The organism is Moraxella atlantae NBRC 14588, from assembly GCF_001591265.1.
Lineage (GTDB): Bacteria > Pseudomonadota > Gammaproteobacteria > Pseudomonadales > Moraxellaceae > Faucicola > Faucicola atlantae.
Genome location: NZ_BCUL01000002.1, coordinates 141,172 through 167,960, shown reverse-complemented (window position 1 = coordinate 167,960; position 26,789 = coordinate 141,172). Strand labels below are relative to the sequence as shown.

The 26,789-nt window shown below is 47.3% G+C and carries 28 protein-coding genes, 1 other RNA gene and 1 pseudogene; 19 read left to right on the top strand and 11 right to left on the bottom strand.

Annotated elements, in window-relative coordinates; genetic code table 11:
* Positions 1–179 precede the first annotated feature (179 nt).
* Positions 180–641 (top strand): arsenate reductase (glutaredoxin), encoded by a 462-nt coding sequence (gene arsC / locus MA2_RS02155; protein ID WP_067055817.1) that lies wholly within the window; start codon positions 180–182, stop codon positions 639–641.
* Between the two features lie 67 nt (positions 642–708).
* Here the strand turns inward: arsC and MA2_RS02150 are convergent, their stop codons facing one another.
* The gene (locus MA2_RS02150) at positions 709–1,161 is read right to left on the bottom strand and encodes a MerR family transcriptional regulator (RefSeq protein WP_036594787.1); all 453 of its coding nucleotides are present in this window, start codon (positions 1,159–1,161) and stop codon (positions 709–711) included.
* A 105-nt stretch (positions 1,162–1,266) separates the two neighbouring features.
* On the opposite strand from MA2_RS02150, the gene MA2_RS02145 reads away from it, so the two are divergent.
* From MA2_RS02145 to MA2_RS02130, 4 genes are all read left to right on the top strand, one after another.
* Entirely contained in the window at positions 1,267–3,279 is a 2,013-nt protein-coding gene (locus MA2_RS02145) for a heavy metal translocating P-type ATPase (RefSeq protein WP_067055814.1), read from the top strand.
* A gap of 72 nt (positions 3,280–3,351) precedes the next feature.
* A complete protein-coding gene (locus MA2_RS02140; protein ID WP_007116050.1) occupies positions 3,352–4,056 on the top strand; it encodes a DsbA family protein in 705 nt (234 codons plus the stop codon).
* 50 nt (positions 4,057–4,106) lie between these two features.
* Complete coding sequence (gene lspA, locus MA2_RS02135; RefSeq protein WP_067055811.1) at positions 4,107–4,649, top strand: signal peptidase II; 543 nt, start codon at positions 4,107–4,109, stop codon at positions 4,647–4,649.
* Positions 4,650–4,722: 73 nt separating this feature from the next.
* On the top strand, positions 4,723–5,739 hold the full coding sequence (locus MA2_RS02130; protein ID WP_079352265.1) for a cytochrome c biogenesis protein CcdA: 1,017 nt from the start codon (positions 4,723–4,725) through the stop codon (positions 5,737–5,739).
* Here MA2_RS02130 and MA2_RS02125 read toward each other — a convergent pair.
* Together MA2_RS02125 and MA2_RS02120 are read right to left on the bottom strand one after the other, a co-directional pair.
* Positions 5,708–6,226 carry an IS630 family transposase gene (locus MA2_RS02125; RefSeq protein WP_067055805.1) on the bottom strand — a complete coding sequence of 173 codons (519 nt, stop codon included), beginning with the start codon at positions 6,224–6,226 and terminating at the stop codon, positions 5,708–5,710. The two genes, MA2_RS02130 and MA2_RS02125, sit on opposite strands and share 32 nt — an antisense overlap.
* Positions 6,227–6,246: 20 nt before the next feature.
* Positions 6,247–6,477, bottom strand: a complete 231-nt coding sequence (locus MA2_RS02120) for a helix-turn-helix domain-containing protein (protein WP_067055802.1) — start codon at positions 6,475–6,477, stop codon at positions 6,247–6,249.
* Between the two features lie 28 nt (positions 6,478–6,505).
* Between MA2_RS02120 and MA2_RS02115 the strand changes: the two genes are divergently transcribed.
* On the top strand, positions 6,506–6,943 hold the full coding sequence (locus MA2_RS02115) for an alpha/beta hydrolase fold domain-containing protein (RefSeq protein WP_079352267.1): 438 nt from the start codon (positions 6,506–6,508) through the stop codon (positions 6,941–6,943).
* Positions 6,944–6,969: 26 nt separating this feature from the next.
* Here the strand turns inward: MA2_RS02115 and ffs are convergent.
* Positions 6,970–7,066: signal recognition particle sRNA small type (gene ffs / locus MA2_RS02110), an RNA gene on the bottom strand.
* Between the two features lie 211 nt (positions 7,067–7,277).
* Here ffs and MA2_RS02105 point away from each other — a divergent pair.
* Positions 7,278–8,039 (top strand): SIMPL domain-containing protein, encoded by a 762-nt coding sequence (locus tag MA2_RS02105; protein WP_079352268.1) that lies wholly within the window; start codon positions 7,278–7,280, stop codon positions 8,037–8,039.
* Positions 8,040–8,126: 87 nt separating this feature from the next.
* Here the strand turns inward: MA2_RS02105 and MA2_RS02100 are convergent, their stop codons facing one another.
* A complete protein-coding gene (locus MA2_RS02100) occupies positions 8,127–8,837 on the bottom strand; it encodes a DUF4124 domain-containing protein (protein WP_079352269.1) in 711 nt (236 codons plus the stop codon).
* Between the two features lie 380 nt (positions 8,838–9,217).
* The gene (gene glnA, locus MA2_RS02095) at positions 9,218–10,627 is read right to left on the bottom strand and encodes a type I glutamate--ammonia ligase (RefSeq protein ID WP_067055789.1); all 1,410 of its coding nucleotides are present in this window, start codon (positions 10,625–10,627) and stop codon (positions 9,218–9,220) included.
* Between the two features lie 333 nt (positions 10,628–10,960).
* On the opposite strand from glnA, the gene trpD reads away from it, so the two are divergent.
* The 8 genes and pseudogenes from trpD to MA2_RS11520 all read left to right on the top strand — a co-directional run bounded on the left by trpD (position 10,961) and on the right by MA2_RS11520 (position 20,118).
* On the top strand, positions 10,961–12,181 hold the full coding sequence (trpD, locus tag MA2_RS02090) for an anthranilate phosphoribosyltransferase (protein WP_079352270.1): 1,221 nt from the start codon (positions 10,961–10,963) through the stop codon (positions 12,179–12,181).
* A 119-nt stretch (positions 12,182–12,300) separates the two neighbouring features.
* Positions 12,301–13,110, top strand: a complete 810-nt coding sequence (gene trpC, locus MA2_RS02085) for an indole-3-glycerol phosphate synthase TrpC (RefSeq protein WP_067055786.1) — start codon at positions 12,301–12,303, stop codon at positions 13,108–13,110.
* Between the two features lie 42 nt (positions 13,111–13,152).
* The gene (locus MA2_RS02080; protein WP_067055782.1) at positions 13,153–13,902 is read left to right on the top strand and encodes a Smr/MutS family protein; all 750 of its coding nucleotides are present in this window, start codon (positions 13,153–13,155) and stop codon (positions 13,900–13,902) included.
* A 383-nt stretch (positions 13,903–14,285) separates the two neighbouring features.
* Positions 14,286–15,635 (top strand): APC family permease, encoded by a 1,350-nt coding sequence (locus tag MA2_RS02075; protein ID WP_067055779.1) that lies wholly within the window; start codon positions 14,286–14,288, stop codon positions 15,633–15,635.
* Between the two features lie 276 nt (positions 15,636–15,911).
* Positions 15,912–16,658, top strand: coding sequence for a DUF969 domain-containing protein (locus tag MA2_RS02070; protein WP_067055775.1), 747 nt, complete (start codon positions 15,912–15,914; stop codon positions 16,656–16,658).
* A 15-nt stretch (positions 16,659–16,673) separates the two neighbouring features.
* A complete protein-coding gene (locus MA2_RS02065) occupies positions 16,674–17,645 on the top strand; it encodes a DUF979 domain-containing protein (protein ID WP_067055772.1) in 972 nt (323 codons plus the stop codon).
* Between the two features lie 104 nt (positions 17,646–17,749).
* Positions 17,750–18,421 carry a pyroglutamyl-peptidase I gene (gene pcp / locus MA2_RS02060; protein ID WP_067056123.1) on the top strand — a complete coding sequence of 224 codons (672 nt, stop codon included), beginning with the start codon at positions 17,750–17,752 and terminating at the stop codon, positions 18,419–18,421.
* A gap of 225 nt (positions 18,422–18,646) precedes the next feature.
* Positions 18,647–20,118 (top strand): annotated as a pseudogene (locus MA2_RS11520) (alanine/glycine:cation symporter family protein).
* Positions 20,119–20,203: 85 nt separating this feature from the next.
* Here MA2_RS11520 and MA2_RS02050 read toward each other — a convergent pair.
* Positions 20,204–20,794 carry a phosphatase PAP2 family protein gene (locus MA2_RS02050; RefSeq protein WP_067056120.1) on the bottom strand — a complete coding sequence of 197 codons (591 nt, stop codon included), beginning with the start codon at positions 20,792–20,794 and terminating at the stop codon, positions 20,204–20,206.
* Between the two features lie 207 nt (positions 20,795–21,001).
* Complete coding sequence (locus tag MA2_RS02045; protein WP_211269873.1) at positions 21,002–22,357, bottom strand: glycosyltransferase family 4 protein; 1,356 nt, start codon at positions 22,355–22,357, stop codon at positions 21,002–21,004.
* Positions 22,358–22,594: 237 nt separating this feature from the next.
* Between MA2_RS02045 and MA2_RS02040 the strand changes: the two genes are divergently transcribed.
* Genes MA2_RS02040 through MA2_RS02030 form a run of 3 tightly spaced genes read left to right on the top strand, consistent with a single transcriptional unit; the run spans position 22,595 to position 23,830 of the window.
* On the top strand, positions 22,595–23,110 hold the full coding sequence (locus MA2_RS02040; protein WP_067055769.1) for a DsrE family protein: 516 nt from the start codon (positions 22,595–22,597) through the stop codon (positions 23,108–23,110).
* Between the two features lie 23 nt (positions 23,111–23,133).
* Positions 23,134–23,469 carry a hypothetical protein gene (locus MA2_RS02035; protein WP_067055767.1) on the top strand — a complete coding sequence of 112 codons (336 nt, stop codon included), beginning with the start codon at positions 23,134–23,136 and terminating at the stop codon, positions 23,467–23,469.
* 19 nt (positions 23,470–23,488) lie between these two features.
* Positions 23,489–23,830, top strand: a complete 342-nt coding sequence (locus MA2_RS02030; RefSeq protein ID WP_067055764.1) for a TusE/DsrC/DsvC family sulfur relay protein — start codon at positions 23,489–23,491, stop codon at positions 23,828–23,830.
* A gap of 19 nt (positions 23,831–23,849) precedes the next feature.
* Here MA2_RS02030 and MA2_RS02025 read toward each other — a convergent pair whose 3' ends face one another.
* Positions 23,850–24,374, bottom strand: a complete 525-nt coding sequence (locus MA2_RS02025) for a tRNA (cytidine(34)-2'-O)-methyltransferase (RefSeq protein WP_067055761.1) — start codon at positions 24,372–24,374, stop codon at positions 23,850–23,852.
* 306 nt (positions 24,375–24,680) lie between these two features.
* Between MA2_RS02025 and MA2_RS02020 the strand changes: the two genes are divergently transcribed.
* Positions 24,681–24,821, top strand: a complete 141-nt coding sequence (locus MA2_RS02020) for an entericidin A/B family lipoprotein (protein ID WP_067055759.1) — start codon at positions 24,681–24,683, stop codon at positions 24,819–24,821.
* A 64-nt stretch (positions 24,822–24,885) separates the two neighbouring features.
* On the opposite strand, the gene MA2_RS02015 is transcribed toward MA2_RS02020, so the two are convergent.
* Positions 24,886–25,578, bottom strand: a complete 693-nt coding sequence (locus MA2_RS02015; protein WP_067055756.1) for a TetR/AcrR family transcriptional regulator — start codon at positions 25,576–25,578, stop codon at positions 24,886–24,888.
* Positions 25,579–25,674: 96 nt separating this feature from the next.
* Positions 25,675–26,712, bottom strand: coding sequence for an endonuclease/exonuclease/phosphatase family protein (locus MA2_RS02010; RefSeq protein WP_067055754.1), 1,038 nt, complete (start codon positions 26,710–26,712; stop codon positions 25,675–25,677).
* Between the last annotated feature and the right edge of the window lie 77 nt (positions 26,713–26,789).

The window sequence follows — 26,789 nt, the reverse complement described above, 5'->3', positions numbered from 1 at the left end:
TGGCTGACCATCATTGATAAAAATATTTAGTTCTATAAGCCTTTCTGGTCTAACGTAACTACCAATAGCTAAGAGGCGTATAGCATGGAGCTGTGGGTAGTTGAACGGTATCCATCCTTGCTTAGTAAGCCCCCGACCATCCCCTCTACTGCACTCTTAGATGAAGCGAGATAATGTCCATGATTTTCAGTAAATGGACATTAACATGGCAACCAACAAACCCAAGCGCAAGATTCCCCCACAACCCAAACTGCGGTACCTCACGCAATACCCTCGCTTTTATTAAACATCAAGGCATTGAGCCAACGGTTATTCACTATTTGGAAAATCCGCCTACCGAGCCAACCCTGCGTGATTTGATTGCCAAAATGGGGATTACGCCTAGGCAATTACTGCGGGTCAATGTTGAACCATTTTCCGAACGTGGGTTAGATAACCCTAATTTGACTGATGATGACATTATCCAAGCCATGTTAGCCGAGCCAATCTTAATCAACCGCCCAATCGTGGTAGCTGAAAATGGTAAAAAGCAAGGGGTTAAGCTGTGCCGTCCGTCTGAGGTGGTGCTAGATTTGATTGATATGCCTTTAACTCAAACTTTTGTCAAGGAAGACGGGGAAAAGATTGAGCCGAAATCTTAAGTAAGAATTGGCAGTAAGCTGTCCTATTATGAGCTACATATAGATACCCAAGTATTATATGTTACCTCTACCGTATTGCCTCTAGCTCTGTCGTAGATAGTTTAATTCCTTCTTCTATTAAAGTGGGTGCGAATTGTAATGAATGAATTACTTTGCACTTATCGACAGAATCTTGTTGACAATTGCTCATTGTGTGTAATAAGGCTCGAATAGTTTGTAATTGCTGTATTTTTTGTTCAATCTGTGCCAAATGGCTAGCAACTAGCTTATCCGCTATCACACAGCTTTGGTTGGGATTTTGCTTAAGTTGATTAAAAGCCTTAATTTCTTGCATTGTAAAACCTAATGAACGACAGGTTTTAATAAATTCTAATTGTTCAATAGCATGCTGGTTAAAATAGCGGTACGCATTTTCGCCTCGACTGGCTTTATTTATCGCCCCAATTTTCTCATAGTAACGGATAGTTTCGATATTAATCCCTGTTTTTTTACTTAACTCGCTGATTTTAAATATAGACATAAGTGACCTTTTCGTATGACTTGGATTATTATTACTTGACCCTGTAGTGACTACAGGGTTTATAGTAACAGGTAATCTTTAATAAAACCATTAGAAAGGTGTCGTATGTCAAAAAATTGTTGCTGTACCGACGAGGAAGAAAAAATCATAACCGCTAGCCATGGCAACCATGAGGGTCACAGTAATGAAGATGGGCATGACCAGTCGCATGACACAGGTGACAAAACCACGTTTCAGCTTTTCTTACCAGCGATAATTGCCTTTGTGGTATTAGCCATTGGGCTAGTGCTTGACCATGTGATAAAACCTGTATGGTTCACGGAAATACCACGCTTTATTGTATATGCCATTGCTTATATTCCTGTGGGCTTTCCTGTGTTAAGAGAGGCTTTTGAAAGTATCAAGTCTGGCAATTGGTTTTCAGAATTTTTTCTGATGGGTATTGCGACCATTGGGGCATTTGCCATTGGCGAATACCCCGAGGGTGTTGCCGTCATGCTTTTTTATACTATAGGGGAAATCTTTCAAGCAATGGCAGTACAACGTGCAAAGGGAAATATCAAAGCTTTGCTTGACCAACGTCCTGATGAGGTCACCATCATTGAAAATAACCAACCCAGCATTGTTAAAGCTATATCCGTGGGTGTCGAACAAATTATTCAGCTAAAAGCAGGTGAAAAGCTAGCACTGGATGGGGTCTTACTTTCTGATACCGCTTCATTTAATACCTCGGCTTTGACAGGGGAAAGTAAACCCGATACCAAACGTCAAGGCGATGTGGTATTGGCAGGGATGATTAATTTACAAAATGTGGTGCAAATTAGAGTTACGACTGCTTATCAAGATTCCAAGCTGTCTAAAATTTTAGCCTTAGTGCAAGATGCGACCCGCCAAAAAGCCCCGACTGAGCTTTTTATCAGTAAGTTTGCCAAAATTTATACCCCGATAGTAGTTGCCTTAGCGATTGCTATTACCCTTGTACCCTATTTCTTTGTGGCTGATTATGTGTTTAGTAATTGGCTGTATCGGGCTTTGGTATTTTTAGTCATATCTTGCCCTTGTGCTTTGGTGATTTCGATTCCGCTTGGCTATTTTGGTGGTATTGGGGCAGGTAGCCGTAATGGAATTTTATTTAAGGGCAGTAATTTTTTAGATACCCTAGCGACCATTGACAATGTGGTGATGGATAAAACGGGAACGATGACTGAGGGGGTGTTCAAAGTCCAAGAGGTAAACATTGAGCCAGCCTTTGACCCAAATATGATGCTAGGCTATCTAAATGCTATAGAAAGCAAATCTACGCATCCCATAGCTACCGCAGTCCACGAGTATGTTGGGCAAGTCGATAGCACGATTGCCCTAGACAATGTGCAGGAGATTGCGGGGTATGGTTTAACCGCTAGTATCAAGGGGCAATCTTTTTTAGCAGGAAATGCAAAATTATTGGATAAATTTAATATTCAATATCCTAGCGAAGTGGCTCAAAGTATTGATACTGTCATCGTTATGGCGTATGCAGGGCAATATGTGGGCTTTCTTACCATTGCCGACCAAATCAAAGCAGATGCTTCTCATGCCGTTGATACCTTAAAACAGCTTGGGGTCACGACTACAATGTTAAGTGGTGATAAAACCGCCGTAGTAAAGTCAGTCGCCGACAAGTTACACATTGAACGTTATTTCGGTGATTTATTGCCTGATGATAAAGTAACCCACTTAAAAACTATCAAAGACCAACCTTCTAATAAAGCCAATAAAAAACAAACCGTGGCATTTGTGGGAGATGGAGTGAATGATGCTCCTGTCGTCGCTTTAAGTGATGTGGGTATTGCTATGGGAGGCTTAGGCAGTGATGCCACAATTGAAACCGCTGACGTGGTCATTCAAGATGATAAACCATCAAAAATTCCAATGGCGATTAATATTGGCAAACAAACCCGTAAAATTGTTTGGCAAAATATTACCTTGGCATTTGTGGTCAAAGCTATTGTACTAATATTGGGTGCTGGCGGTGTGGCGACGATGTGGGAGGCAGTATTTGCTGATGTGGGTGTGGCTTTATTAGCCATTATCAATGCCATGCGAATTCAACGTATGGACTTTGTGGATAAACGCTAATGTGGTATATCCATTTAATTATTTAATCAAAATTTTAACTAAAAATGGCTACTCGTCTATAAGGAATTTTTCATGAAAAAAACTACACTTACCCTAGTGACTACGCTACTTGCTCTTTCAGCCACGTTGGTTGCTTGTGGACAACAAACCACCACTAATTCAAATAATAGCCAAACTCCCACTACAACTAATGCCCAATCTACACCACAAGGCGAATCTGATACTATTACTGCCAAGCAAGTCGCTACAGATACCTTAGTACGCTCGCATTCACCTATTATTGGTAAGGTAGATGCCCCTGTAACTATAGTAGAGTTTTTTGACCCTTCATGTGAGGCGTGTCGGGCAATGAATCCGTATGTTAAACAAATCATCAATGAGCATAATGGTAAGGTAAGGCTGGTGCTACGTTACACCTTATTTCATAAAGGCTCTGAACAAGTGGCTCGTATTTTAGAAACTGCCAAAGAACAGGGTATATACGAACCAGTTTTAGCAGCGGTATTTGAAGCCCAACCGCAGTGGCATGACGACGAAACAGTTAAAGCGGCTTGGCAAGCGGCTATCAAGGCTGGGCTTGATGAACAAAAAGCTCGTGCCAGTATGAATAGTGATAAAATTAACCAAGTACTGAAACAAGACATGGACGATGCCAAAACTATTAAAATCTCAGGTACACCGACTTACTATGTCAATGGCAAGTTGCTAACTAAACTATCACCCGATGGGTTACAGGCAATGGTTGCCAATGAAGTCAAAACCACAGCCAAACCATAAAGAGTTCGTTAAGTCGTCATTTACCTAATACCTAAATTTATCGAGTTGTTATGCAGCCGTCGAAAAACACCTTAAGTGATATTAAAAATCCCCAAACTGCTTGGCTATGGTATGGCTTAAGTGCGTTGGTGGTTGGGATTGACCAACTTTCCAAGGTATATGTTGAAAATAACTTTCAGTTATACCAAACAGTATCGGTCATTGAGCCAATCTTTAACTTTACCCTAGCCCATAACTATGGAGCTGCCTTTAGCTTTCTTGCTGACCAAGGCGGTTGGCAACGTTTCTTTTTTAGTGGGTTAGCATTTGGCGTATGTGGATTTATTATTGTCTATTTAAGGCGTTTACCCCGTGATACAGGGGTGTTATCAGCAGGATTGGCATTGATAATGGCAGGGGCGTTAGGTAACTTGATGGATAGGGTGCGTTTAGGCTATGTGGTTGATTTTCTACATGTGCACTATGCGAATGTGTGGAACTTCCCGATTTTTAATTTGGCGGATGTGGCGATTAATCTTGGCGTAGTATTGGTATTGATAGATAGCTTTTTTTTGGAAGCTAAACGTCGAGAACCACCTATGATAGATGCTTAAATAATATCTATAAACTCAATTAAGCTACAAACCGAAAATACGAATCAAGATATGAGTTATAAGTGCCAGCAATATGATAACTAAAAATATAATTTCCTCCTATCAACGAAGTTATTTTATTTCGTTAGTTCAACTATTAGCTATTGTTTTTATCATAGCTATCAAGGTAACTCCAGCCCATGCTATAAATTTGTCTGATATTTTTAGTTCAAATAACGCCAATACGACCAATCCATCCAAACCGTTGCCCGTTCAAGAGGCATTTGCGATAACAACGACCCAGCAAGGTAATCAGCTCACTATTCAGGCAGATGTCAAAGATGGCTATTTTGTATATCAAGATAAGCTCAAACTTGAATTACCTCAAGGTGTGAATGCCACACCTTTGGTTTTTGACCAAACTGCCACGTTTGTGAATGACCCCAGTTTCGGGCGTGTACCTATTATTGATAAAAGCTTTACTGCTAAAACGACACTTTCTGTATTAAAACCTATGCAAGCACAGCCTGCTATTGTGAAGTGGCAAGGCTGTGCTAAGATGGGACTATGTTACCCTCCTGAAAAAGTAAATTTCACCTTACAGCCTATCACGCCACAAGCCGCTAGTGCTGTGCCTACGACCCTACGTCCATCGCCCAATAATACCACTCCTGTTATCACAGACAAGGCCCCACTCTCGCCACCTATCACGACCGACATCACAGCTCAACATCCCTCACAGGGTGACAATGATATTTTTGGATTGAGTCGGCATACAGGCTGGGCATTACTATTGTTATTTTTGGCAGGGTTGGGTTTATCATTTACGCCATGTGTACTACCAATGCTACCTATCGTGGTGAATATTGTGGCACGTCAGCATAGTCCTTCTGCTAAAAAAGGCTTGTTATTAACAGGTAGCTATGGTGTGGGTGTAGCAACCAGTTATGGATTAGTGGGGGCATTGGTTGCAGTATTTGGGCAATCGCTTGGCTTGATGAATATGCTCCAACAGCCAATTATTTTACTAAGCTTTGCAACGGTGTTTGTGCTTTTGGGCTTGTATAGTCAAAACCGAATTATACCAAGCAACTTTCAACACATTCCTTAAGCGTATCAAACTTGCTTAGCGTTAAACGAACCTTTTGCTTGATGACTGCCCACAACTGCTCAATCGGATTAAGTTCAGGTGAGTAAGGCGGTAAGTACGTCAGTTCAATATTATAAAGTTCCGCAATTTGCTTTAAATCGCCACCATGATGAAATCTGGCATTATCCAACACCAATACACGTTTTGGATAATTACCATTTTCATCTTTTGGCAAAGATTGTGCTAATGTGTGTAGCCAGTTTTCAACGGTCACACGGTTACAACTACCTTCAAAGATAACAGGAGCAATAACTTTAAAATCATTTAGTCGCATGGCTCCGATTAAGTTTAAGCGTTTTCCCTTATTGGCATCGATTTTGGCATAACAAGGTTTGCCAATAGGCGACCAACTGCGGGTGTAGTATTGCCTTTGATAAAATCCTGTTTCATCCATAAATAGGATGTTGTCAGCGGTAATGCTCAAGGTTAATAGCAATAAACCTAGCATTAATTTAAACCCAATTTGCTTTAGTAAATCGGCTTGCTTAAAGAGCGGGGTCTTTTTTTAAAACTCCATTTGATTCGACGTAAGGTTTGTAAATTTGGCTTGGTATTCCCTTGTTCTTGATAGAGCTTTATCCAGTCATTAAGGGTGTTGCGGTTGATTTCAAACAGCCTGGCTGTTTGGCTTTTGTTGCCTGTCTTTTGCCAGTGGTTGACGGCTCTGTCTCGTAAGTCTTGGTTGTATAGTTTGGGCATGGTGGTATTGGTTTAAAATGCTTATTATATTACAGTTTTAACTATAGATTACACCTTATCGCAGCCATCTGCCCATGCCGCACCCAGCGACACGTATCTAGGCGACAGCGCAAATCATTGGACTTGGCTACTGGGTGTGCAAGGATTACAGCAAAATTACGATTGGTATTTTGGCAAGCACGATGATCGCGAGCTTGCGTCACCGTATTGGACAGATTTGGGTAGCCTTGCGCATTATTCGGACAAGCCATTGCCGCGCTGTTTGACGATCACCGCAGGCAATAGCCCCTTGCGCGATGAAAATTTGGCATATCATACGCTGCTAGAACAGGCAGGTTTTGCGGCGCAGTTGGCAAATTTTGTCGCCATGCCCCACAGCTTTTGGCACTTATCAGCACAATGCACCCAAGTATGCCAACAGCTATACGGTGTGATCGGGCAATTTTGCCACATAGCCGATATTTAACGATTTAATGCCCAAAAAAAGAGTAACCCCACTAGCACATCTTCGGCACACTTGAAAACTGCTACCGTTGCTACCTTCCGGTCCTGGCGGGGTTCACAGCGACAAATTGCGAAGCTACCAATGGGGTTACTGGGTTGCTAGTATAAAACGTTTGACGCAACTTGGCAAGCTATTTGGACGAGTTATTTGCTTGCACTGGCTTATTTACTCATACATATTGCCAAATTTTGATTACAGGTTTGCTGTCATTGTTGGGTGTATCAGTAACATAAATTTTGTTACAATTTAGCCAACAGTAAGCCAATTTCAACTTAGTTTAACAATTTGAGAGCCGATGATGCGTCAATTCTTTAACCCAAATACTCAGTTTTTAGCCAGTATTGCCGTGGTGGGCGCGTTGGTGCCTGCCACACTGCCTGCACAAGCTGCGCCCATACCAACCACGACCACCACCATGCAAAACCATACCCTCAACTATGGACTGGTCAGTTTTGCCACTTCTGCCAGCCGCAAGGTCGCCAATGACCAAATCAACGCAAGTTTGTCAAAAACCGTGCAAAACAAATCCAGTGCCGAGGCGCAAAACCAAATCGCCACCACGCTCAATCAAGCCATGGCTATCGCGCGCAAATACCCACAAGTGCAAGTCACCTCAGGCAACCAAGCCACCTACCCACAGTACGATAAAAACCAAAAAATCATCGGCTGGACGGGCAATGCCGCACTGAATCTAAAAAGCACCGACACGGTAGCCGCAAGCAAGCTAATTGCTGACTTACAAGCCTTTATGACAATGGACAATTTAGACTTTACTGTCTCAGATGCCAAACGTAAAGAAGTCGAGCAAGCTTTGATGGCCGATGCGTCGCGCAATTTTCAGCAGCAAGCCGCTGCCCTGCTGCCTGCTTGGGGCGCGCAATCATACCAACTGGTGAATGTTGAATTTAACCAAGGCAATGACTATTATCCACGCGCACGCGCCATGCCGATGATGGCAATGGCAAAAATGGAAACCACGGTCGCTGACCAAGAATTTCAAGCAGGCGATACCAATATTACGGTCACGGTCAATGGCACAGTGCAGTTGGTACGCTAAATGCTGAACCAGTTAAGCGCTTGACTAGCAAACAAGCAAAAACGGTTGTCATCTTTAACAACCGTTTTTTTTATTAGCAAAAAACGCTCAGTTGGTGTTACGCCGTACCAAGATTTTTTGGTACCAAGGTAAACGATTGTAAGCGGCTTGCTTGGCAGCGGCTTGGCGTTTTTGACGCAGCAAGGCAGTATTTTGCAGCACATAAAACGGGCAGCTGGCACTGGCAATCACCGCGCCTTTGATGTTTTGGATCTCTACCGTCAAGGTATATTGCTCAGGCACAAAATCTAACGTGCTGATTTGGTAATGCGTGTCTTGTGTCGTGGCGATGTGCTTGCCATTGACACGATACACCAAGCGGTCACTCGGCTTTAGACTTGGGCGCACCTTGACGGCAATATCAATACTTTGGGCAGGACGACGATACACCGTATCCACAGCAGGTGACTGAATTGCTAGCTGATAATCGCCCTGCTGACTGACGCGCAACTTTGGGTCATTGGGTGGTGCGCCTGTAGCATGGCTATTATTCGCTCCACTTGAACCTTGGTTGACGTCATGGCTTGTGCTTGGTGTATTCTCGCCAGTCAGCGCGTCCATCAAGGTGATTTTTTGGCTATCATGGCTGTGATGATAGGCGGTGGTTGGGTTGTCAGTATACGTCACGTTGCCTGCGCTATCGACGCTGCGATAAACCGCTGCTTGCACAGGTATCACCGACCCCATCGTAGCCGCAAGGACAACCGCCAATACCCACCCACTAACTTGAGATAAGGGAAAATCGCGAACAGTTGGCATGGTATTGTCCCTTTTTTACGTTTTTATCATTCGTTGCCGTAAAACCACCGACTTCAGGCGGTGGATATAAGGCAATTGTTAAATGCGATGAGTTTTGCTATACTCATCTCACTATATTCAATGTCTTACATTCCACAGTTAAGTTAAGACTAAATTGCGAGTACGCAGTAACTTAACTGGTAAGACGTTTCCAAACACACACTTAAGCTAATTCGTGTCTATGACAATCCTAACGGTAGGATTAGCTTAAAATAAGAACCTAAGATGTACGGTGTGTCGTACGGGCGGTTGCCATTGTCTTAGGTTTGCGGTGGGGCTTCACCGTCTTGCAGAAGGAATCCCCTCACTTTAGGGAGGGGAGGAAGTCAATGAAACCACGATTAGCAGCTATAGTACATATCAAATTCAATCGGGTGTACTGTGACGTTATAACGCTGTACTTCTTCGGTTTTAAGCTCAATGTATGCGTCGATCATGGCTTGGCTAAACACATTGCCTTTGAGCAAAAACGCATGGTCGTCTTTTAAGGCTTGTAAAGCGACTTCTAGGTTTTCTGCCACGGTTGGGATCATGGCTTCTTCTTCAGGCGGTAGATCATACAAGTTTTTGTCCGCGGCTTCACCAGGATGGATTTTATTTTGAATACCATCTAGCCCTGCCATCAAGAGCGCGGCAAAACACAAATACGGGTTTGCCGCAGGGTCAGGAAAGCGTACCTCGACGCGTTTGGCGCGTGGGGTTGACACATAAGGAATACGAATCGATGCCGAGCGGTTACGCGCAGAGTACGCCAGTTTAATCGGTGCTTCGTAGTGTGGCACAAGGCGTTTGTAGCTGTTGGTTGAAGGGTTGGTAATAGCATTAAGCGCGCGTGCGTGTTTGATCACGCCGCCGATAAAATACAGTGCGGTCTCTGACAGCCCTGCATATTCATCGCCTGCAAAGGTATTTTTGCCGTCTTTTGAGATTGAAATATGCACGTGCATGCCCGAACCATTATCACCCACAACAGGTTTTGGCATAAAGGTTGCAGTTTTGCCATATTCGTGGGCAACGTTGTGCACCGCATATTTAAGCTGCTGCACTTCATCGGCTTTACGCACCATGGTGTTAAATGACACGCCAATTTCCATTTGGCACGGTGCCACTTCATGGTGATGTACCTCAACACGTCCTGGCCCCATCATCGCTTCAATTGCGGCGCACATATCGGCGCGCATATCTTGCGCTGAATCCACAGGTGGTACGGGGAAATATCCGCCTTTGACGCGTGGACGGTGCCCTGAGTTACCCCCAGCGATGTCTTTGTCGGTGCTCCATGCGGCCTCATCGGCATAGATGGTATGGCGCGCACCTGACATGTCAATCGACCATTTGACTTCATCAAAGACAAAAAACTCTGGCTCTGGGCCAAAAAATGCTGTATCACCAATGCCTGTTGATTTTAGGTAGGCTTCAGCACGACGCGCGATAGAGCGTGGGTCGCGGTCATAACCTTGCAAGGTATCAGGTTCGATGACATCGCAGCTCACCACCACGGTGGTTTCACGAAAAAACGGATCAATAAACGCAGTCTCAGCATCGGGCAGCAAAATCATATCCGACGCTTCAATGCCCTTCCACCCTGCAATGGATGAGCCATCAAACATCTTGCCTTCTTCAAGCACGTCCTCATCCACATCATGTGCAGGAAAGCTGACGTGGTGTTCTTTACCCAGTGTATCGGTGAAGCGAAAATCCACCCACTTTGCGTCACTAGATTGGATAAGGTCAAGCAGTTTGTTGCTCATGCGAGGTGTCCTATAGCGTCCAAATCATCACGGCTATGTTGTATGCGCTGATAGGCGCAATGCAAATGCCTACATTCAAATGCTTAGTGTATGCCGTTTTGGGTAATTTAACAAGTCTTGACAATCAGCAAAAATCCGCCGCTAAGCCAATTAACCACACTGATACGCGCGTTTCATAATCCTCAATATTAACACTCCCTACCCTTGTCAATTTTTTGCTACAATATGCAGCCTAAAAACTTGTCACGTTTTATCCATTGGGTTTGGTCAGCAAACTAACTAAATACGGGTAAAACAGGTTGGGTAACGGAAAATTTTAATAGTGATGTTAAAATGGCTACGCAAATTCAAGCGCAAACGCAAACTCAAGCCGCGCAAACAACCCTCCCTACTCATTTTAGCGATCTTGTTCGCCTTATCGACACGGGGCAAACGCTGGACGAAGCGCAAACGCAAACGCTGATGACGGGCGCGCTGGCGCAGGTGCTCAATGGCATTGATTTGACGCGCGCGCAAATGCGTGCTGTGATGCTTACCATCATGCGCGGACAATGCGGTGATGCCACGATGGGTGCGCTGTTGGCAGGCTTGCGTATGAAGGGCGAGAGTATTGAGGAAATCACTGCCGCCGCCGAGGTCATGCGCGAATTGGCATTGCCCGTTGAGCTGGGGGACACGCCACACGTGGTCGATATCGTCGGCACGGGCGGTGATGGCGCAAATTTATTTAATGTCTCAACCGCATCAGCGTTGGTAGCGGCAGCGGCAGGTTGCCATGTTGCCAAACACGGTAGCCGTGGTGTTTCCACCAGTTCAGGCAGTTCAGATTTGTTACAAAAAGCTGGCGTACGGCTGGATTTGCCTATTGAGGCGGTAACGCGCTGTATCCGTGAGCAAGGCTTGGGCTTTTTGTTCGCGCCCAATCACCACACCGCCATGCGCCATGCTGCAGGGGTGCGCCGTGAGTTAAAAGCGCGCACGCTGTTTAATATTTTAGGACCTTTGACCAATCCTGCCCGTGTACGTCGTGCGGTGATTGGCGTGTTCAATCCTGCGCTGTGTGAGCCATTGGCGCACGTCATGCACAATTTGGGTGCAAAGCACGTCATGGTGGTGGGGTCATTGGATGGTTTGGATGAATTATCGATTGCCAGTCCGTCGCAAGTGGCTGAGCTTAAAGACGGGCAGGTGCGTGTGTATCACCTTGAGCCTGAAGACGTCGGCTTGACATCGCAACCGCTTAAAGGCTTGATGGTCAATGGTTCTGGCGAAAGTTTGGCATTGATTCAAGCCGCGTTTGCCCCTGCTACCAAGTCCATTGCCAGCGATCAAGCCAATAACACAGCCAACAACAAAGATGCGATTGCCCAAAAAGCTGCCGATATGATCGCGCTGAATGCTGGTGCGGCAATTTATGTTGCAGGATTAGCAGATAGCCATGCCGAGGGCGTGGTACGCGCTCAGCGTGTGCTAAGCAGTGGTGCGGCGGCGCAAAAATTACAAGCGTTTGCCACGTTTACGCAAGATTTGGCGCGTGATGTGCCAGCCACTTAGCGTTTTATTGTTTTGGTGTCTTGTTGTTTTAGTGTCTTGTTGTTTTAGTGTCTTGTTGTTAAAGTTTCATTGTTACTTTTTTTACCATTAGCAAAATCATTAGCAAAATCATAACTGTCATGCAGCCGCAACCGCCTTCTATTTTACAAAATATCATTGCCACCAAACAGCGTGAAATTGCCGCTGCCACAGCGCAGATGAGCTTTCACGACCTTGAGCAGCAAGCACAAGCTGCAAGTCCTGTGCGCGATTTTGCCGCCAGCCTGCGCCAAGATGGTGTGCGCGTGATTGCCGAAATCAAACAAGCCTCACCCTCAAAAGGTATCATTTGCCAAAACTTTGATCCCGTACAAGCGGCACAAGGCTATGCCAACGCAGGCGCAGCGTGCCTGTCGGTGCTGACTGACCGCGAGTATTTTAAAGGCGCAGATGAATATTTGCAGCAGGCGCGTGCAGCGTGTGACTTACCTGCCCTACGCAAGGATTTTATGATTGCGCCGTACCAAATCGTGCAGTCACGGGCATTGGGTGCAGATTGTGTGCTGTTGATTATGGCATGTTTGTCGGACGCGCAAGCGGCAGAGCTGTACGCGTTGGCACTTGAGCTTGGCATGAGTGTGTTGATTGAGTGCCACGATGCGGCGGAAGTGGAACGTGCCTTGCGCTTGCCTGCCCATCGCCAAACCGTGTATGGCATCAACAACCGCAATTTGCATACGTTTGTCACCGATCTTGCCACCACCGAACGCCTGCGCACTTTGTTCGCGCCTGAGCAGCTGTTGGTCACCGAAAGCGGTATTCACAGCGCGGCAGATATCACGCGTATGCTAGCGCATGGTATCAACGGCTTTTTGATCGGTGAACAGTTTATGAAAACTGATGATGCAGGCGCGGCATTGGCGCAGCTGCTCAATGACGTCAGTCAATAATCGTAATTATTTGATTTTTTAACTTTTAAATTTGGGTGAAATATGGCAAATTTATTTTCTAAAGAAGCACAAGACCAACTCAAAGCCTTTAAATCTACCTTGGCAAAAACCCACGATGCCGAGCCATCCGCAGCAGATGCCAAGCCCGAGCAAGCACCTGTATTGCCAAGCAAACAACAAATCGCTAAACAAGTCAAACGCTATGACAGCGAACACCTAGACAATGACAAGGTGCTATTTATGCAGGCAATGGCAGGCGTAACGCCGCTGAAAGATAGCAACCAAGCGACTACCAACACGCGCCGCACGGCAAAACTTGATGCGGCAACCCTTGCCAAACGCGCCGCTGCTGTTGGCACAGACGAGGACGCAGGGCACGCGCTGTCTGATATGCAGGCACTTTTAAACCCCGTGGCTAGCGAGGCGTTTTTAAGCTACAAAGTGCCAACGCTGCCAAGCAAAACTTTTAATCAACTTAAACAAGGCAAATTGACGTGGTATGACGCGGTGGATTTGCACGGCGCAAGCATTGATGAGGCGCGCGAAGCAGTGTCTAAGCTAATTGTACAAGCGCGTGCTAAGCACGAAAACTGCGTCAAAATCGTGCATGGCAAAGGCACGGACAGCATTTTAAAAACTTGTGTCAATGGTTGGCTGCGTCAAATCAGTGATGTGTTGGCGTTTGTGTCGGCACCCCCTGCGCAAGGCGGCACGGGTGCGGTCTTGGTACTACTCAAAAAAGGTGACAGCAGCGATGACGCAAACCACGCCAAAGGCAACCAACGCCGCTAGATACCACTGGGCGTAAATATCGTTGGGCAGCTGATCTACCCCAGTTAGCTCGCCAATCACTCAACCTCGCCGATTGCCAAACATCGCCATCAAGTCCTGATGTTGCTAGGCAGGTGTTTGGCTTTTTATTTGGCCAGGCTTAAAACAATTTTTCATATAATTTGTGTGTGGCTGGCGGTTATTTTTTGTATAATAAGCCATTTTTGATGATTTGATAGCAAGGTATGGGCAGTGCTCATACCTTTTTATCTTTTTGTGGTTTAAGCGGGCGTTGTGCCTGCTTTTTGTTTGGTATATCAGCATGGGTTTGGCAATGCAACCACCTGTGACGGGTATAGGAGAATGGTCGATTGAACACAACGGCTCAACAACCTGCTGCGGTCATGCCGCGTAATTTGGTATTGTGGCATATTATTATCATTGGGCTTGCGTATATCCAACCGATGACGGTGTTTGATACGTTTGGGTTGGTGTCGCGTGACAGCGGTGGGCATGTACCAACGTCGTATATTTTTGCGTTGGTGGCAATTTTGCTGACCGCGCTCAGCTACGGTCAGATGATTCGGTGCTATCCGTCGTCGGGGTCGGCATACACGTATGCCCAACGCGCGATTCATCCAAACGTCGGTTTTATGGTCGGTTGGTCATCGTGGTTGGATTATTTGCTGTCACCGATGGTCAATATCATTTTGGCGCGGATTTATTTGGAGGCGTTGTTTCCCAGTGTTAATCAATGGACGTGGGTGATTGGGCTGACCGCGTTTATGACGGGGATTAATTTTTTTGGTGCACGGTTTGTGGCACGGTTTAACAGTAGTATTGTGTTTATTCAGTTGGCGGTGATTGCGTACTTTACTTATCGCGTGTATATGCTGTTGGCGCACGGGCAAAACGTTGAGGGCGCGATTACACCCGATCAGTATCAGCTCGGTAGCCTTGATCCGTTTTGGAATAGCATGACGCAGGTCGGTGCGTTGGTGACGGGGGCGACGATTTTGTGTTTCTCGTTTACGGGGTTTGACGCGCTGTCATCGCTTGCTGAGGAGACCAAAGATGTTAAGCGCACGTTGCCACGGGCGATTTTTTTGACCGCGCTGATTGCTGGTATTGTGTTTATCATCAGTACGTATTTTATGCAGATTTATTTTCCCGGTGATCCAACCAAATACTTTAAGGCGATTGATGAAACCCAGCCTGAGCTGCTTGGCTATGTGTTTGCTGAGGGCGTTAAGTCGATGATTTTGTATTTTGCCATTGTCACGGTGATGGCCTCGGGTATTTCGGCGCATGCAGGCGTGGCGCGTTTGATGTATGTCATGGGGCGTGATGGCGTGATTAATCGGCGCATTTTTGGGCATATCAGCCCGCGATTTTTGACACCAACTTACAATATTTTGATTGCAGGGGCGATTGCGCTGACGGCAGGTATTTTGACGTTTGAGCAAATTGCCAATTTAATTAGCTTTGGTGCGCTGACGGCGTTTAGTTTTGTCAATATTTCGGTGATTGCGCAATATGCGGTGCGTGAAAAACGCTATCGGTCATTGGGTGATATCATCAAGTATGTGGTGTTTCCGCTGCTTGGGTTTGCCTCAGTGATCGCGATGTGGCTTGAAGTGGATACCGAGGCGTTGCAGGCAGGTTTGATTTGGGGCGCGATTGGGGTGGCGTATTTGGCGTACAAAACAGGTGGCTTCAAACGCCCCGCGCCTGTGCATCATGAGTTTGATTAGTCTTGGATCAATTTTTAAAGTTGTGATTAGCCAAAAGCTGCTCAAGGATTGGGCAGCTTTTTTTCGGTGTAATAGGTTTGGTCACAACAAAAATTTGTAAACCTACTTTGCAATGCGTTACGTTTTTGCTACATTAGCTTGTATTGACACCGAACAAACAGGGTTTACGCGACGTGTAAGCCCTTTTTTTGTTGCTGGCGTTTGACGAATTTTAGCCAGCGTGTCAAGTCAATCGTGGAGTCACTTCATTAAGGGATTAAGGCTTTAGGGGGAATTATGACAGAAGTCATCAATTATTGGCCGTTGCTCGGTATTTTGGTCATTGTGATTGGGTTTTTGCTACGCCTTAACGCGGCGTTGGTGGTGTTGGTGGCAGGGATTGTGACGGGCTTGCTCGCTGCGTTGCCGATGGGCGATATTTTGACCAAGTTGGGCGAAGGCTTTGTCAAAACGCGCACGTTGGCGCTGATTATCATCTTGCCATTGCCGATTATCGGGCTATTAGAGCGCAATGGCTTAAAGGAGCACGCACAAAATTGGGTGGCGCGGATTAAATCGGCGACGTCGGGGCGGCTGTTGATTGTGTATTTGTTTATTCGTGAATTGACGGCGGCGATTGGTTTGACCAGTCTTGGCGGACATCCACAGATGGTGCGTCCGTTGGTGGTACCAATGGCAGAAGGCGCGTTTGTTAATCGCTTTGGCAGCTTGCCAAAAGCTGTGAGCAACAAGCTACGCGCAATGAGTGCAGCAACCGACAACGTGGGCTTGTTTTTTGGTGAGGATATTTTTGTGGCGTTTGGCTCGATTGTGCTGATGCAAACCTTTATGAAAACCACGGCAAATTTGGATGTAGATCCATTGCACATTGCCGTGTGGGGGATTCCAACAGCGATTTGCGCGTTTTTGATTCATGCCACGCGCTTGTATCGGTTGGATAGTCAATTACAACGCATGGCATCAACCGTGCCTGTGGCAACCCCCAATACGTTGCCCAACGATACAACCACCACACGCGACTAAGCAAGGACAAAGCACATGGAACAAATCCAATCATTGATTCAAATGGAATATTTGTACGGGCTCGCTGGCATTATTTTGCTGATTGTCGGCGGATTGACCTTTGCAGATACGACCAATCCCAAACGCTGGACAAGTGGCTTTTTTTGGGTGGCGTATGGCGTGATTATGCTGCTTGGTAATTTTATACCGCCGTTGGTGGTGGGGATTTTGGTGGTGTTGATGGCGTTGGTGGCAGGTTTTGGCGGCGTGGCTGCAGGGCGTGAGATGTTGCCGCCGCGTGAGGTGCGCCTTGCGCGCGCCGCGATTTTGAAAAATAAACTGTTTGTCCCTGCGCTGGCGATTCCGTTTTTTACCATCATCTGCGCGGTGGTGCTCAAAAACGCACAGTTTGGTGATTTGCGCTTGTTTCCTGAAAAAAATGAAACTTTGGCAGGACTTGGGGTTGCGTCGATTTTGGCATTGGTGCTGGCATGTGTGATTACCAAAAACTCACCCATGCAGTCGATGAAAGAATCGCGCCGCCTGTTTGAGGCGATGGGCTGGGCGGTGGTGTTGCCACAGCTGCTGGCGGTGCTGGGTATTATTTTTACCGATGCAGGCGTGGGCAAGGCAATTGCCGAATTGACAACCAATTATTTGGCGGTGGATCATCGTTTGATTGCGGTGGCGGCGTATTGTGTGGGGATGGCGGTGTTTACTATGATTATGGGCAATGCGTTTGCTGCGTTTCCTGTCATCACGGCAGGGATTGGTTTACCGATTTTGATCATGCAGCATCACGCCAGCCCAGCTGTCGTGTGTGCGATTGGTATGTTTAGCGGCTATTGCGGCACGTTGATGACCCCGATGGCGGCAAACTTTAATATCATCCCTGCCGCTTTGCTTGAGCTTGAGGACAAAAACGCGGTCATCAAGGCGCAGGTGTGGACGGCATTGCCATTGCTGGCAGCAAATGTGGTTTTGATGTATGTGTTAGCGTTTCGCTGATTGGTCAAGCTTTTTAAGCGGTTTGCAGGTTTAGGCAACGGTTAAGGCAACATCACATCAGCGTTAGTCGCTATTTTTTAACAATTTTTGCACAAGGATTCATGATGTCTGTTTTATCCCCTGCTCAATCCGATAGGATATTACTTTTGACGGCGTTTGAACCGTTTGATGGTGAGGCGGTCAATCCGTCATGGGAAGTTGCGCGCACGCTCGATGGTGAGATGATCGCAAACATGACCGTGCGTGCGGTGTGCTTGCCATGTGTGTTTGGCGATAGCTTGACGGCATTGGCACAGGCGATTGATGCGTATCAGCCAAGCATGGTCATTAGCCTTGGGCAAGCAGGTGGACGCTGCGATATCACGCCTGAACGCGTGGCGATTAACCTCAATGACGCGCGCATTCCCGACAACGCAGGCAATCAGCCGATTGATGAGCCCATCGACTCCAACGCGCCTGCGGCGTATTTCACCACGTTACCCATCAAGGCGATGGTGCAAGCCATGCGCGCGGTCGGTGTACCTGCGTCGGTGTCCTACACGGCAGGCACGTTTGTGTGCAATCATGTGTTTTATGGGTTGCAGCATTTGGCGGCGCGCTGTGGTATTGACAAAAGCGGCTTTGTTCATATCCCGTATTTGCCCGAACAGGCAGCGCAGCACAACGGGCAGCCAAGTTTGTCGGCTGATACACTGCTAATCGGTTTGCGCGCCATGCTTAGCGCGGCAATCACGACCGATGAAGACCTCAAAATCACAGGTGGCAAAACGCACTAAACCCACCATATCGCCAACCCAAAAAGGCAAGACGCGTGAGTCACATTTTGCCCAGATCAGCCCGTTATTAGGCATTGCGTTGGCGATTTTTTGACGCTTATAATGCTAGCGTACAATCTGACAGTTTGATGACAACACCGTTATACCGATTGGGTTTTGTGTGATGTGAGGTAAAGCAAATAGGGATAATCCCAAGGAATTTTGTAAAAACAAGCAGGAGGCGAGATGGAACTTGGCAAATTGGTGGGGCAAATCAACGACTGGGTATGGAGCCCTGTGCTGATTTATTTGTGTTTGGGCGTGGGGCTATTTTTTTCGCTACGTGGGCGATTTTTGCAGGTGCGTCATTTTGGCGGTATGTTGCGTCTGTTGATGGATGGCAAAAGCAGTGAGCAAGGCGTGTCATCGTTTCAGGCGTTGGCGATGTCACTGGCAGGGCGTGTCGGCACGGGCAATATTGCAGGCGTGGCAACAGCGATCACCTTTGGTGGGCCTGGGGCGTTGTTTTGGATGTGGGTGGTGGCGTTTTTGGGCGCAAGCACGGCGTTCGTCGAGTCTACCTTGGCGCAAATTTATAAAGAACGCGACAGCGCAGGGCATTTTATCGGCGGCCCTGCGTATTATTTTGAAAAAGCCTTGGGCAAAAAATGGTACGGCGTGCTATTTGCCGTGTGTGCGATTATCGCTTGCGGTGTACTGTTGCCTGGTGTACAAGCCAATGCTATTGCCGATGCGTTGCAGCATTCGATTGGCATTGCGCCGACCGTATCGGCGGCTGTGGTGGCGATTTTGCTAGCGTTCGTGATTTTTGGCGGCGTTAAGCGTATTGCCACAGTTGCTGAGGTGGTCGTGCCGTTTATGGCATTGGCGTATATCATCGTTGCGATGGTAATTATTTTGTTGCATTTGGGCGAGCTGCCACACGTGCTTGGTTTGATTGTGCGTTCAGCGTTTGGCATGGATGCAGGTTTTGGCGCGTTGCTGGGTTTGGCAATCCAGTGGGGCGTGAAGCGCGGCGTGTATTCTAACGAGGCAGGACAAGGCACCGGGCCGCACCCATCGGCGGCGGCAGATTATCGCACCCTGCCAAACAAGGCTTGGTGCAAGCATTTTCGGTGTATATTGACACGCTGTTTGTTTGCTCTGCCACAGGCTTTATGCTACTGATCACAGGGCTATACAACGTACAAGATCCGCACAATGCCGACGCGTATTTGTACCACGGTGTCAATGGTGTGGCGGCAGGTCCAGGCTACGTGCAGACTGCGATGGAAAATATCATGCCAGGATTTGGTGCAATTTTTGTTGCTGTCGCGCTGTTTTTCTTTGCTTTTACCACCATCATTGCCTACTACTACATGGCAGAAACCAATGTTCGTTATCTCAGTCGCACGCTTAAGCTTGAATGGATGATCCCTGTGCTTAAAATTGTTGCGGTTGGTGTGGCGATTTATGGCTCAGTCAAAACCGCAGATTTGGCGTGGGCGTTGGGTGATCTGGGCGTGGGTATGATGGCATGGCTAAATATCGTTGGGATTTTATTTTTGCAAAAACCTGCTTTTGCCGCCTTGCGTGATTATGAAGCGCAGCTCAAAGCAGGCAAAGACCCAATCTTTGATGCCGAAGCCAACGGCGTACACAATGCACCGATTTGGCGTGAAATTGCCGCCAACTATCGAGCAATGGATAAGCAATAGCCACCACACGAACAGCTATTGATTGCAAGTATCACAAAAAAGGCTGATTGATCCATCAGCCTTTTTTATGCTTGATTAAAATCGCTTAAACCAGTGTCAAAACCAATTGTGCTGCCATAGCAAAACTTGCACCAATCCCTGCGCCGACCAACACATCGGTGGGATAATGCAGCCCAAGCACCAGCCGCGACAGCGCAACCAACGCGGTAAACGGCGCCAAAACCCACAACAACACAGGCGTCTGGCTGCCAATCAACAACGTAAACAATACCGCTTGCAAAGTATGCCCCGATGGGAAACTAAACACATCCAACGGGCGCTCTTTTAAAACAATTGCCTGGTGCACTTGATAGGGACGTGGGCGCACGGTATGGCGTTTTAAAAATCGATACAACCGATAGCCGCTATAACTGGTCAGCAAAATCACCAACGCTGCCAACGCAATTGACAACGGCGCGCGCCCTTGCACCGCCAATACGCCAATCATCGTAATCACCGCTGCCGCCCAGAACCAACCATCACCCAGCCGACTAATGACTTTAAAAAATTGCCCGATCAGCTCGCGGTGTGACCAACGATTCGCGCGAATGGTGAGCCGTGCGTCCCATTTGAGCAAGCGTTGGTGCAAATGGTGCAAACGCGGCTTACGCTCAAGATAATCATAAAACTGCTGCATGGTCTTAGGTAGCACGATATCGCTGGGATAGGTCAAAACATCACCAGCGTGGGAGGGCGTTGTACGAGGTTGGGTTACACGTTGCTTCATCGCGGCTACCTTTGATGTTATCAAAAAATATTGTTCTAAAAATTTAAATTACCTACTCAACCTTATTGCTATACCAAATCTATCGGCCATGCCTTTTTTACATTTCACCCAATCAGTTTAGCCCAAAACCTGCTGCTTTGCCAACACTTGCCCGAACATGGCTAGCATCTCTTGGGCAGGACGTTGCCATGAAAATTCCGCCACTTGCGCGCGCGCCACGGCACACATTTGGCTTAGCTGCTGCTGTTTGGGCAACTGCTCAATCATGCCAACGAATGCCGCCTCATCGCCCAGTGGCACGGTACGCCCACACGCTTCGGTGACCAAAAGCGCGGCAGCGGCATCGTGATAAGCAAACACGGGCAAACCCGATGCCATCGCCTCGGTCACCACGTTGCCAAAGGTCTCAACTTGACTGGCAAAGATAAAGGCATCGCCACTGGCATAGTGCCGCGCCAATGCCTCACCTGTCTGAAAGCCTGCAAAAACAATGCTGTCGTCCTCGGCATGTTGTTGGCTGAGTTTGTCTTTGTCTGGGCCATCGCCAACGATGACCAACTTGACATGCCGATGCAGCTGTGCGCGCTGCAACGCCTTAAAGCTTTTGACCACCGTATCAATGCCCTTCTCTGGCGACACGCGTCCCACGTATAGCAGCACAGTGGTGCCATCATCCGCGCCCCATGCTCGGCGCAAGGCGTTATCGCGGCGTTTGGGGTTGTATAGCTCAGTATCCACACCACGCCCAACTTGATACAATCGCTTAAAGCCAAACTCGGTCAGCTGTTTGAGCGTGGTTTGGCTTGGCACACAGGTGGCGGCGCAGTGGTTATGAAACCGCTTCATATAGCCCAATAGCGGCAACGCCAGCACCTTCCACCCAAAATAACGGCTAAAATCATGAAACGATGTGTGATAGCCTGATGTGACCTTGATTTGATGGCGTTTGGCAGCCAACAAAGCAGCCAACCCTAGCGGGCCTTCGGTGACGATGTGGACAATATCAGGCTTGATGTGTTTAAACTGCCGACTTAAATAGCGATAACACGGCAAGCCCATGCGCAAGTGCGGATAATACGGAATCGGCAAACTGTGCACGCGCAAATCCGCGCGCACCACCGTGAGGTTTTTTCGCGCCTGCATCGCCTCGTGGGGGTCATCGCTTGACTGCTCGGGACGAATTAGCGTGATGGTATGCCCCATTTGGTGTAACTGACTGACGATTTGAAACATACTGGACGCTACGCCATTGATATCAGGTAGCCATGTTTCAGTCACTAAGACGATGTTGAGTGTTTGTCGAGGGCGTGCTTTGTGTGTCTGCGCGTTGGTATCTACCTGTTGTGCTATCGGCACGTAGCGTGCAGCGGTGTCTAGCGTGTCGGTATTAAGCGCGTCAGTCATTTGCCCGCGCGCGGTAGGCAATGTTTTAAGCTCAGCAAAATTTTCAACAAACAGGGCGGACGTACTCAAAGCTTACTCTCTAATATGACGTAATCAAGATAATGGTTATCATAAAAAACCGCATTGACAGCTATATGTCAATTTGATAACAGTTTGATGACAAGCGCGTGCTAAGGGTTGATCACTTACAAATTACAGAATTATTGGTATAAAAAAGTGGTGTGATTTTGCGCTACGTTGCCAGGTTTGCTAAAATACTGCTCACAGACTGACTTTGCACTATACACAAGAAGTTAGCAGTCAGTGATGTCAAACTCACCTACCCAACGCATCTTATTGATTAAACTCCATTTAATGCCAAATATCGCCAACCTTGACAGCAATACCAACACCTTGCTGCTTTTGACTCACACACCCGATCACGCGCAAACGCTAGCAGGCTTAGAGTTTGCCACCCAATTTTACCAAAAACAGTCTTATCAAAAACTTGATACCAATACAGCAACACAAGAACCAAATCCCGTGCCAACGCCAACATTGCGGCTGTTTTTGTACCGTGACGCGGTGATGCTTGCCAATCGGCTGATTTGGCAAGCCGATGACATGCCCAATGCAGCACGGGATTGGCAGCGTTTGGTGCAGCAATTTGGGCTAATCGCGCAGGTATGCGTCAGTAGCGCGTTGGCACGCGGTGTCACCGACGGCGCAAACGCCAAGCGTCATGGCTTAGACGGTGACAACTTGGCAGCAGGCTTTACCTTGGTCGGTTTGGGAGAATTGGCGATGGCATTGCACGAGATGCCACAGGTGTATCAATTTTAGGCAGTTTTAAGCGAACATAGACTATGAAAATTTTGCTGGTCATCGATGCTGACACGTTGCTACAAGGCTATGAAGCTCTAGCAATGGCGTTTGCGTTAGCGGCATTTGAGCACGAGGTGCAGCTTTGGCTTGGGCAGTCGATGTTGGCGCAAATTTTGGCACAGCCAACGGGTAAACTGGCAAACATGTTGGGTTCGTTGGCATTGTACGACATACCTGCTGCGTGGCTTGTTCCCACCGATTGGGCGGCATTAGATCATTGGCGGCATGCCCAGCCGTCGCAGAACATTGACTGGTTGGCAAATATCGCACCAATGCCCACCAACGCGCCCAATTTTGATTTGACCCTAAAGCTGTAATCCTCTAAGGCTATCATCCATGACAGACGCACACGCCGATTTATCAAGTTTACCTAAGCTCGACAGCGATGGGCATTTGGTCAATGTCGCCGACTGGTCACCACAGGTGGCGCAGATACTTGCCGATACGCTTGCTGTGCACTTAACTGACACGCATTTGGCAGTGTTGGCAGCGGTGCGTGAGTATTACGCCCGCTTTAGTCATCCGCCGATGACGCGCCCATTGATTAAATATTTGCATCAAACCTTGCCCGAATTAGAACTCAATAACGCCAAATTGCAGCAGCTATTTAATACAGGATTGGTCGCGCGGCACGTCAATCGTTTGGCAGGTCTGCCAAAGCCTGCCAATTGTTTATAAGCGGTTAAAAAAAACCAACTTATTTTGGGTCATACGGGATGAGGTTGTCATAACCCACGCTTTGCCCCGTATCGCCGACAAAGCCACGTTGTCGCCATACCTCAAACAGCGTAATCGCCACGCTGTTAGACAAATTTAAGCTGCGTGATGTGGGCAACATCGGCAGGCGCAGCCAGTTATCCGCACCGATATCTGTCCGAATCGACTCGGCTAAACCTGCCGTCTCTGAGCCAAACACCAACGCGATGTGGTCAGGTTGTGCCAAATCTTGCCCATACAGCGGCTGGCTAAGCTTGGTCGTCAAAGCAACCACACGCCCTACCCTTGCCGCTTTTAACGCTTGCCGCGCTGCCTGCCAGTGTTCATGTACCTGCATATTTGCCCATTCGTGATAATCAAGCCCTGCACGACGCAGCTTTTTGTCTGCCAAATCAAAGCCCAACGGCGCAACCAAGTGCAGCTGCGCCCCCGTGTTGGCACACAGCCGAATGATGTTACCCGTATTGCTGGGCATTTTGGGTTCAACAAGAACAATATGAATCATGAGCAAGCCCACCTATTGACCAATCCATAAATAAACGCAGTATTGTAACAAAATTTACCGCTTGTTTTTTTGGCAATAGCTGATCTGATTAAATTCAATCACTTAGCTGCCATCAGTAACTAAAGCGTAACAAATAATGCCATTTGGTTACATGAAAGCTATGGTAGCGTAGCGTAAGCTTGCTTAATATGGCACTACCCAATAAGACGAATGAATTGCCTAATTTTTTCAGCCGTTATCAAGGCACGATTAGGGTATTTCACATAAGCATTGGTTATTATTTACCCCTACTTACGAGGACATATCATGAAAAAGTTGATGGTAGCTACTGTTGCTGCAGTGTTTGTTTTGACTGGTTGTAACACCTTCAAAGGCTTTGGTCGCGACGTTTCTAAAGGCGGTCAAGCAATCTCTAATACTGCTCAAAAAACTGAGAACAAAATGTAATTTTTGTTAAAGTTTTAAAGATAAAAGACCCGCCTGTTGGCGGGTTTTTTTATTTATGGGCAAGTCATTGTGGCTTTCTTGCCAATTCCACGGGTAAGTATAAACTCAGATACGCAATCGCCGCTTTGATCGCCTCTTCGCGATAAACATCGCTAATGGTTTGTTGGGCACGGTACGCCAAGGTAAACACCCCATTAATAATGCCATACACAACCTTTAACGGGCATTGGATATCGGCAAAATCAGGCATTTGGTAATAAGCTGCCAGTTGATCGTACAATAAACGACTGGCTTGCTCGTTGGCTTCACTGCCAAATTCATTATTTTCAAACGCTGGCGTATTGGTCTCATAGACAAGTCGAGCGACGGTGTTGTCATCGCGCAACACATCGACATAGGTGTAGATATAATTGGTGATATACGCTTGCCAGCCTTGGGTATCAGCAGCGCTGACGGTGGCTAGGGTTTTAAAAATTTCGGTGCTATTTAAGTAGCGTAATGCCAAAAATACGGCATCGACATTGGGGAAGAAATGGTACGCTGAGGCACGCGGAATGCCTGCTTCCTCACACACATCGGCAAGGGTGATTTCACTGATCGGACGATCGGCACTTAGGCTTTTGGCAGCCGCAAGCAGCTTTTGCCGACGCGCACGCCCTTGCTGACTGGTGAATTTAAATTTATTGGGCACCAGTTTGCGCGCTAATTCAGAATCGGCGCGGATATTGTCAATCTTTTCATCATACGCATTGGTCATGGCTCCTCCTTGGGTTGGTTGGTGAATAAAATAGCTCAACGCTTCAACAATTATTGCTTAAATTATTTATTAAATCAATCAAAATATAAATAACGATTAGTCATTCTGATTATACAATCTAATCTGCGCACGCACCAAACCATGATCGGTTGGGCGCGGCGGTGTGACAAACTTTAGATGGTCATTAAAATAATCGACCTGCAAAACTTCACCCAGTTTATATTTGCTATTGGCCAAAAACTGCTCAGACACCAAAATTTGGTCTAGTACTTCGGGCATACCTTGATGAATGTGGGTATAGGCAACGTTACGCAGCCAATGCAAGCGCGTTTGCACCGATGACGCGTCAAACAAGGCGATATCGCGGTTGGTTTTGTCATACACCACCTCGCCTGCCTCGCTGAGCAGCTGACAGGTCACACTTTGCATGACATCATTCATATCACCCAGCAAGATCAGCGGTTGGTTATTGTGTTGCAAAGTCTCGATGACGTATTGACGAATACCTGCAGCCTCAGCAGCGCGCATACACAGGCTACGCAATTTAGCACGTACACGAATGACAGGATCATCGCGGTCTTCAAGCGGCCGTCCGCGTGCGTCTTCTAGGTAATCAGGGCGCTGGCTTTTTAAGTGCGCGACGATGACATGCAGCAACGTACCTGTGGGCAAGCGCACGTGCGCCAACAACGGCGGACGATTAAACCGCTCATAGCGTCCCATATCGGGAATATCCAGCTGCCCAATTTTGGGGATATTTTCTAGCAAATGGTAATGCTCAATCGCAAAGCGCGACACCAGACCCACCGCAGGCGTGCCCGTCGCGCCCTGCCCTTGGGTCAGGGAACTGTCAGCTGCGTTGCTCGCCAGTGGCGCGATGACTTGACAGTTTGCCATACCTGCCAGCTCACACACCTCGCGCAGGGCTTGTTCATCCCACACTTCCTGACAGCCGATGATATCCGCTTGTAGTTGGCGCAGCAGTGGGGCGAGCGCGTGGATTTTTTGTTGATAGACGGTTGTGCTATAAACATCGGTGTTGTGATAAAACACGCGATTGGGCAAGGCGAGGTTGAGTAGGTTGGCAGTGGCGATGATAAATTGCGCGTCAGCATCCGTGTGAGTTAAAGCCATGATATGTTTTATGTAGTCTATGTTTTGATATTAATAAAAAATAAGCAGAATTTTAGCGAATTTTCTTAAGACAGTTT

What these genes read in the sequence shown, in the direction of transcription:
- arsC (WP_067055817.1), top strand. Translation starts at nt 180, where the DNA reads ATGATTTTCAGTAAATGGACATTAACATGGCAACCAACAAACCCAAGC.
- MA2_RS02150 (WP_036594787.1), bottom strand. Translation starts at nt 1,161, where the DNA reads ATGTCTATATTTAAAATCAGCGAGTTAAGTAAAAAAACAGGGATTAAT.
- MA2_RS02145 (WP_067055814.1), top strand. Translation starts at nt 1,267, where the DNA reads ATGTCAAAAAATTGTTGCTGTACCGACGAGGAAGAAAAAATCATAACC.
- MA2_RS02140 (WP_007116050.1), top strand. Translation starts at nt 3,352, where the DNA reads ATGAAAAAAACTACACTTACCCTAGTGACTACGCTACTTGCTCTTTCA.
- lspA (WP_067055811.1), top strand. Translation starts at nt 4,107, where the DNA reads ATGCAGCCGTCGAAAAACACCTTAAGTGATATTAAAAATCCCCAAACT.
- MA2_RS02130 (WP_079352265.1), top strand. Translation starts at nt 4,723, where the DNA reads ATGATAACTAAAAATATAATTTCCTCCTATCAACGAAGTTATTTTATT.
- MA2_RS02125 (WP_067055805.1), bottom strand. Translation starts at nt 6,226, where the DNA reads ATGCTAGGTTTATTGCTATTAACCTTGAGCATTACCGCTGACAACATC.
- MA2_RS02120 (WP_067055802.1), bottom strand. Translation starts at nt 6,477, where the DNA reads ATGCCCAAACTATACAACCAAGACTTACGAGACAGAGCCGTCAACCAC.
- MA2_RS02105 (WP_079352268.1), top strand. Translation starts at nt 7,278, where the DNA reads ATGATGCGTCAATTCTTTAACCCAAATACTCAGTTTTTAGCCAGTATT.
- MA2_RS02100 (WP_079352269.1), bottom strand. Translation starts at nt 8,837, where the DNA reads ATGCCAACTGTTCGCGATTTTCCCTTATCTCAAGTTAGTGGGTGGGTA.
- glnA (WP_067055789.1), bottom strand. Translation starts at nt 10,627, where the DNA reads ATGAGCAACAAACTGCTTGACCTTATCCAATCTAGTGACGCAAAGTGG.
- trpD (WP_079352270.1), top strand. Translation starts at nt 10,961, where the DNA reads ATGGCTACGCAAATTCAAGCGCAAACGCAAACTCAAGCCGCGCAAACA.
- trpC (WP_067055786.1), top strand. Translation starts at nt 12,301, where the DNA reads ATGCAGCCGCAACCGCCTTCTATTTTACAAAATATCATTGCCACCAAA.
- MA2_RS02080 (WP_067055782.1), top strand. Translation starts at nt 13,153, where the DNA reads ATGGCAAATTTATTTTCTAAAGAAGCACAAGACCAACTCAAAGCCTTT.
- MA2_RS02075 (WP_067055779.1), top strand. Translation starts at nt 14,286, where the DNA reads ATGCCGCGTAATTTGGTATTGTGGCATATTATTATCATTGGGCTTGCG.
- MA2_RS02070 (WP_067055775.1), top strand. Translation starts at nt 15,912, where the DNA reads ATGACAGAAGTCATCAATTATTGGCCGTTGCTCGGTATTTTGGTCATT.
- MA2_RS02065 (WP_067055772.1), top strand. Translation starts at nt 16,674, where the DNA reads ATGGAACAAATCCAATCATTGATTCAAATGGAATATTTGTACGGGCTC.
- pcp (WP_067056123.1), top strand. Translation starts at nt 17,750, where the DNA reads ATGTCTGTTTTATCCCCTGCTCAATCCGATAGGATATTACTTTTGACG.
- MA2_RS02050 (WP_067056120.1), bottom strand. Translation starts at nt 20,794, where the DNA reads ATGCAGCAGTTTTATGATTATCTTGAGCGTAAGCCGCGTTTGCACCAT.
- MA2_RS02040 (WP_067055769.1), top strand. Translation starts at nt 22,595, where the DNA reads ATGTCAAACTCACCTACCCAACGCATCTTATTGATTAAACTCCATTTA.
- MA2_RS02035 (WP_067055767.1), top strand. Translation starts at nt 23,134, where the DNA reads ATGAAAATTTTGCTGGTCATCGATGCTGACACGTTGCTACAAGGCTAT.
- MA2_RS02030 (WP_067055764.1), top strand. Translation starts at nt 23,489, where the DNA reads ATGACAGACGCACACGCCGATTTATCAAGTTTACCTAAGCTCGACAGC.
- MA2_RS02025 (WP_067055761.1), bottom strand. Translation starts at nt 24,374, where the DNA reads ATGATTCATATTGTTCTTGTTGAACCCAAAATGCCCAGCAATACGGGT.
- MA2_RS02020 (WP_067055759.1), top strand. Translation starts at nt 24,681, where the DNA reads ATGAAAAAGTTGATGGTAGCTACTGTTGCTGCAGTGTTTGTTTTGACT.
- MA2_RS02015 (WP_067055756.1), bottom strand. Translation starts at nt 25,578, where the DNA reads ATGACCAATGCGTATGATGAAAAGATTGACAATATCCGCGCCGATTCT.
- MA2_RS02010 (WP_067055754.1), bottom strand. Translation starts at nt 26,712, where the DNA reads ATGGCTTTAACTCACACGGATGCTGACGCGCAATTTATCATCGCCACT.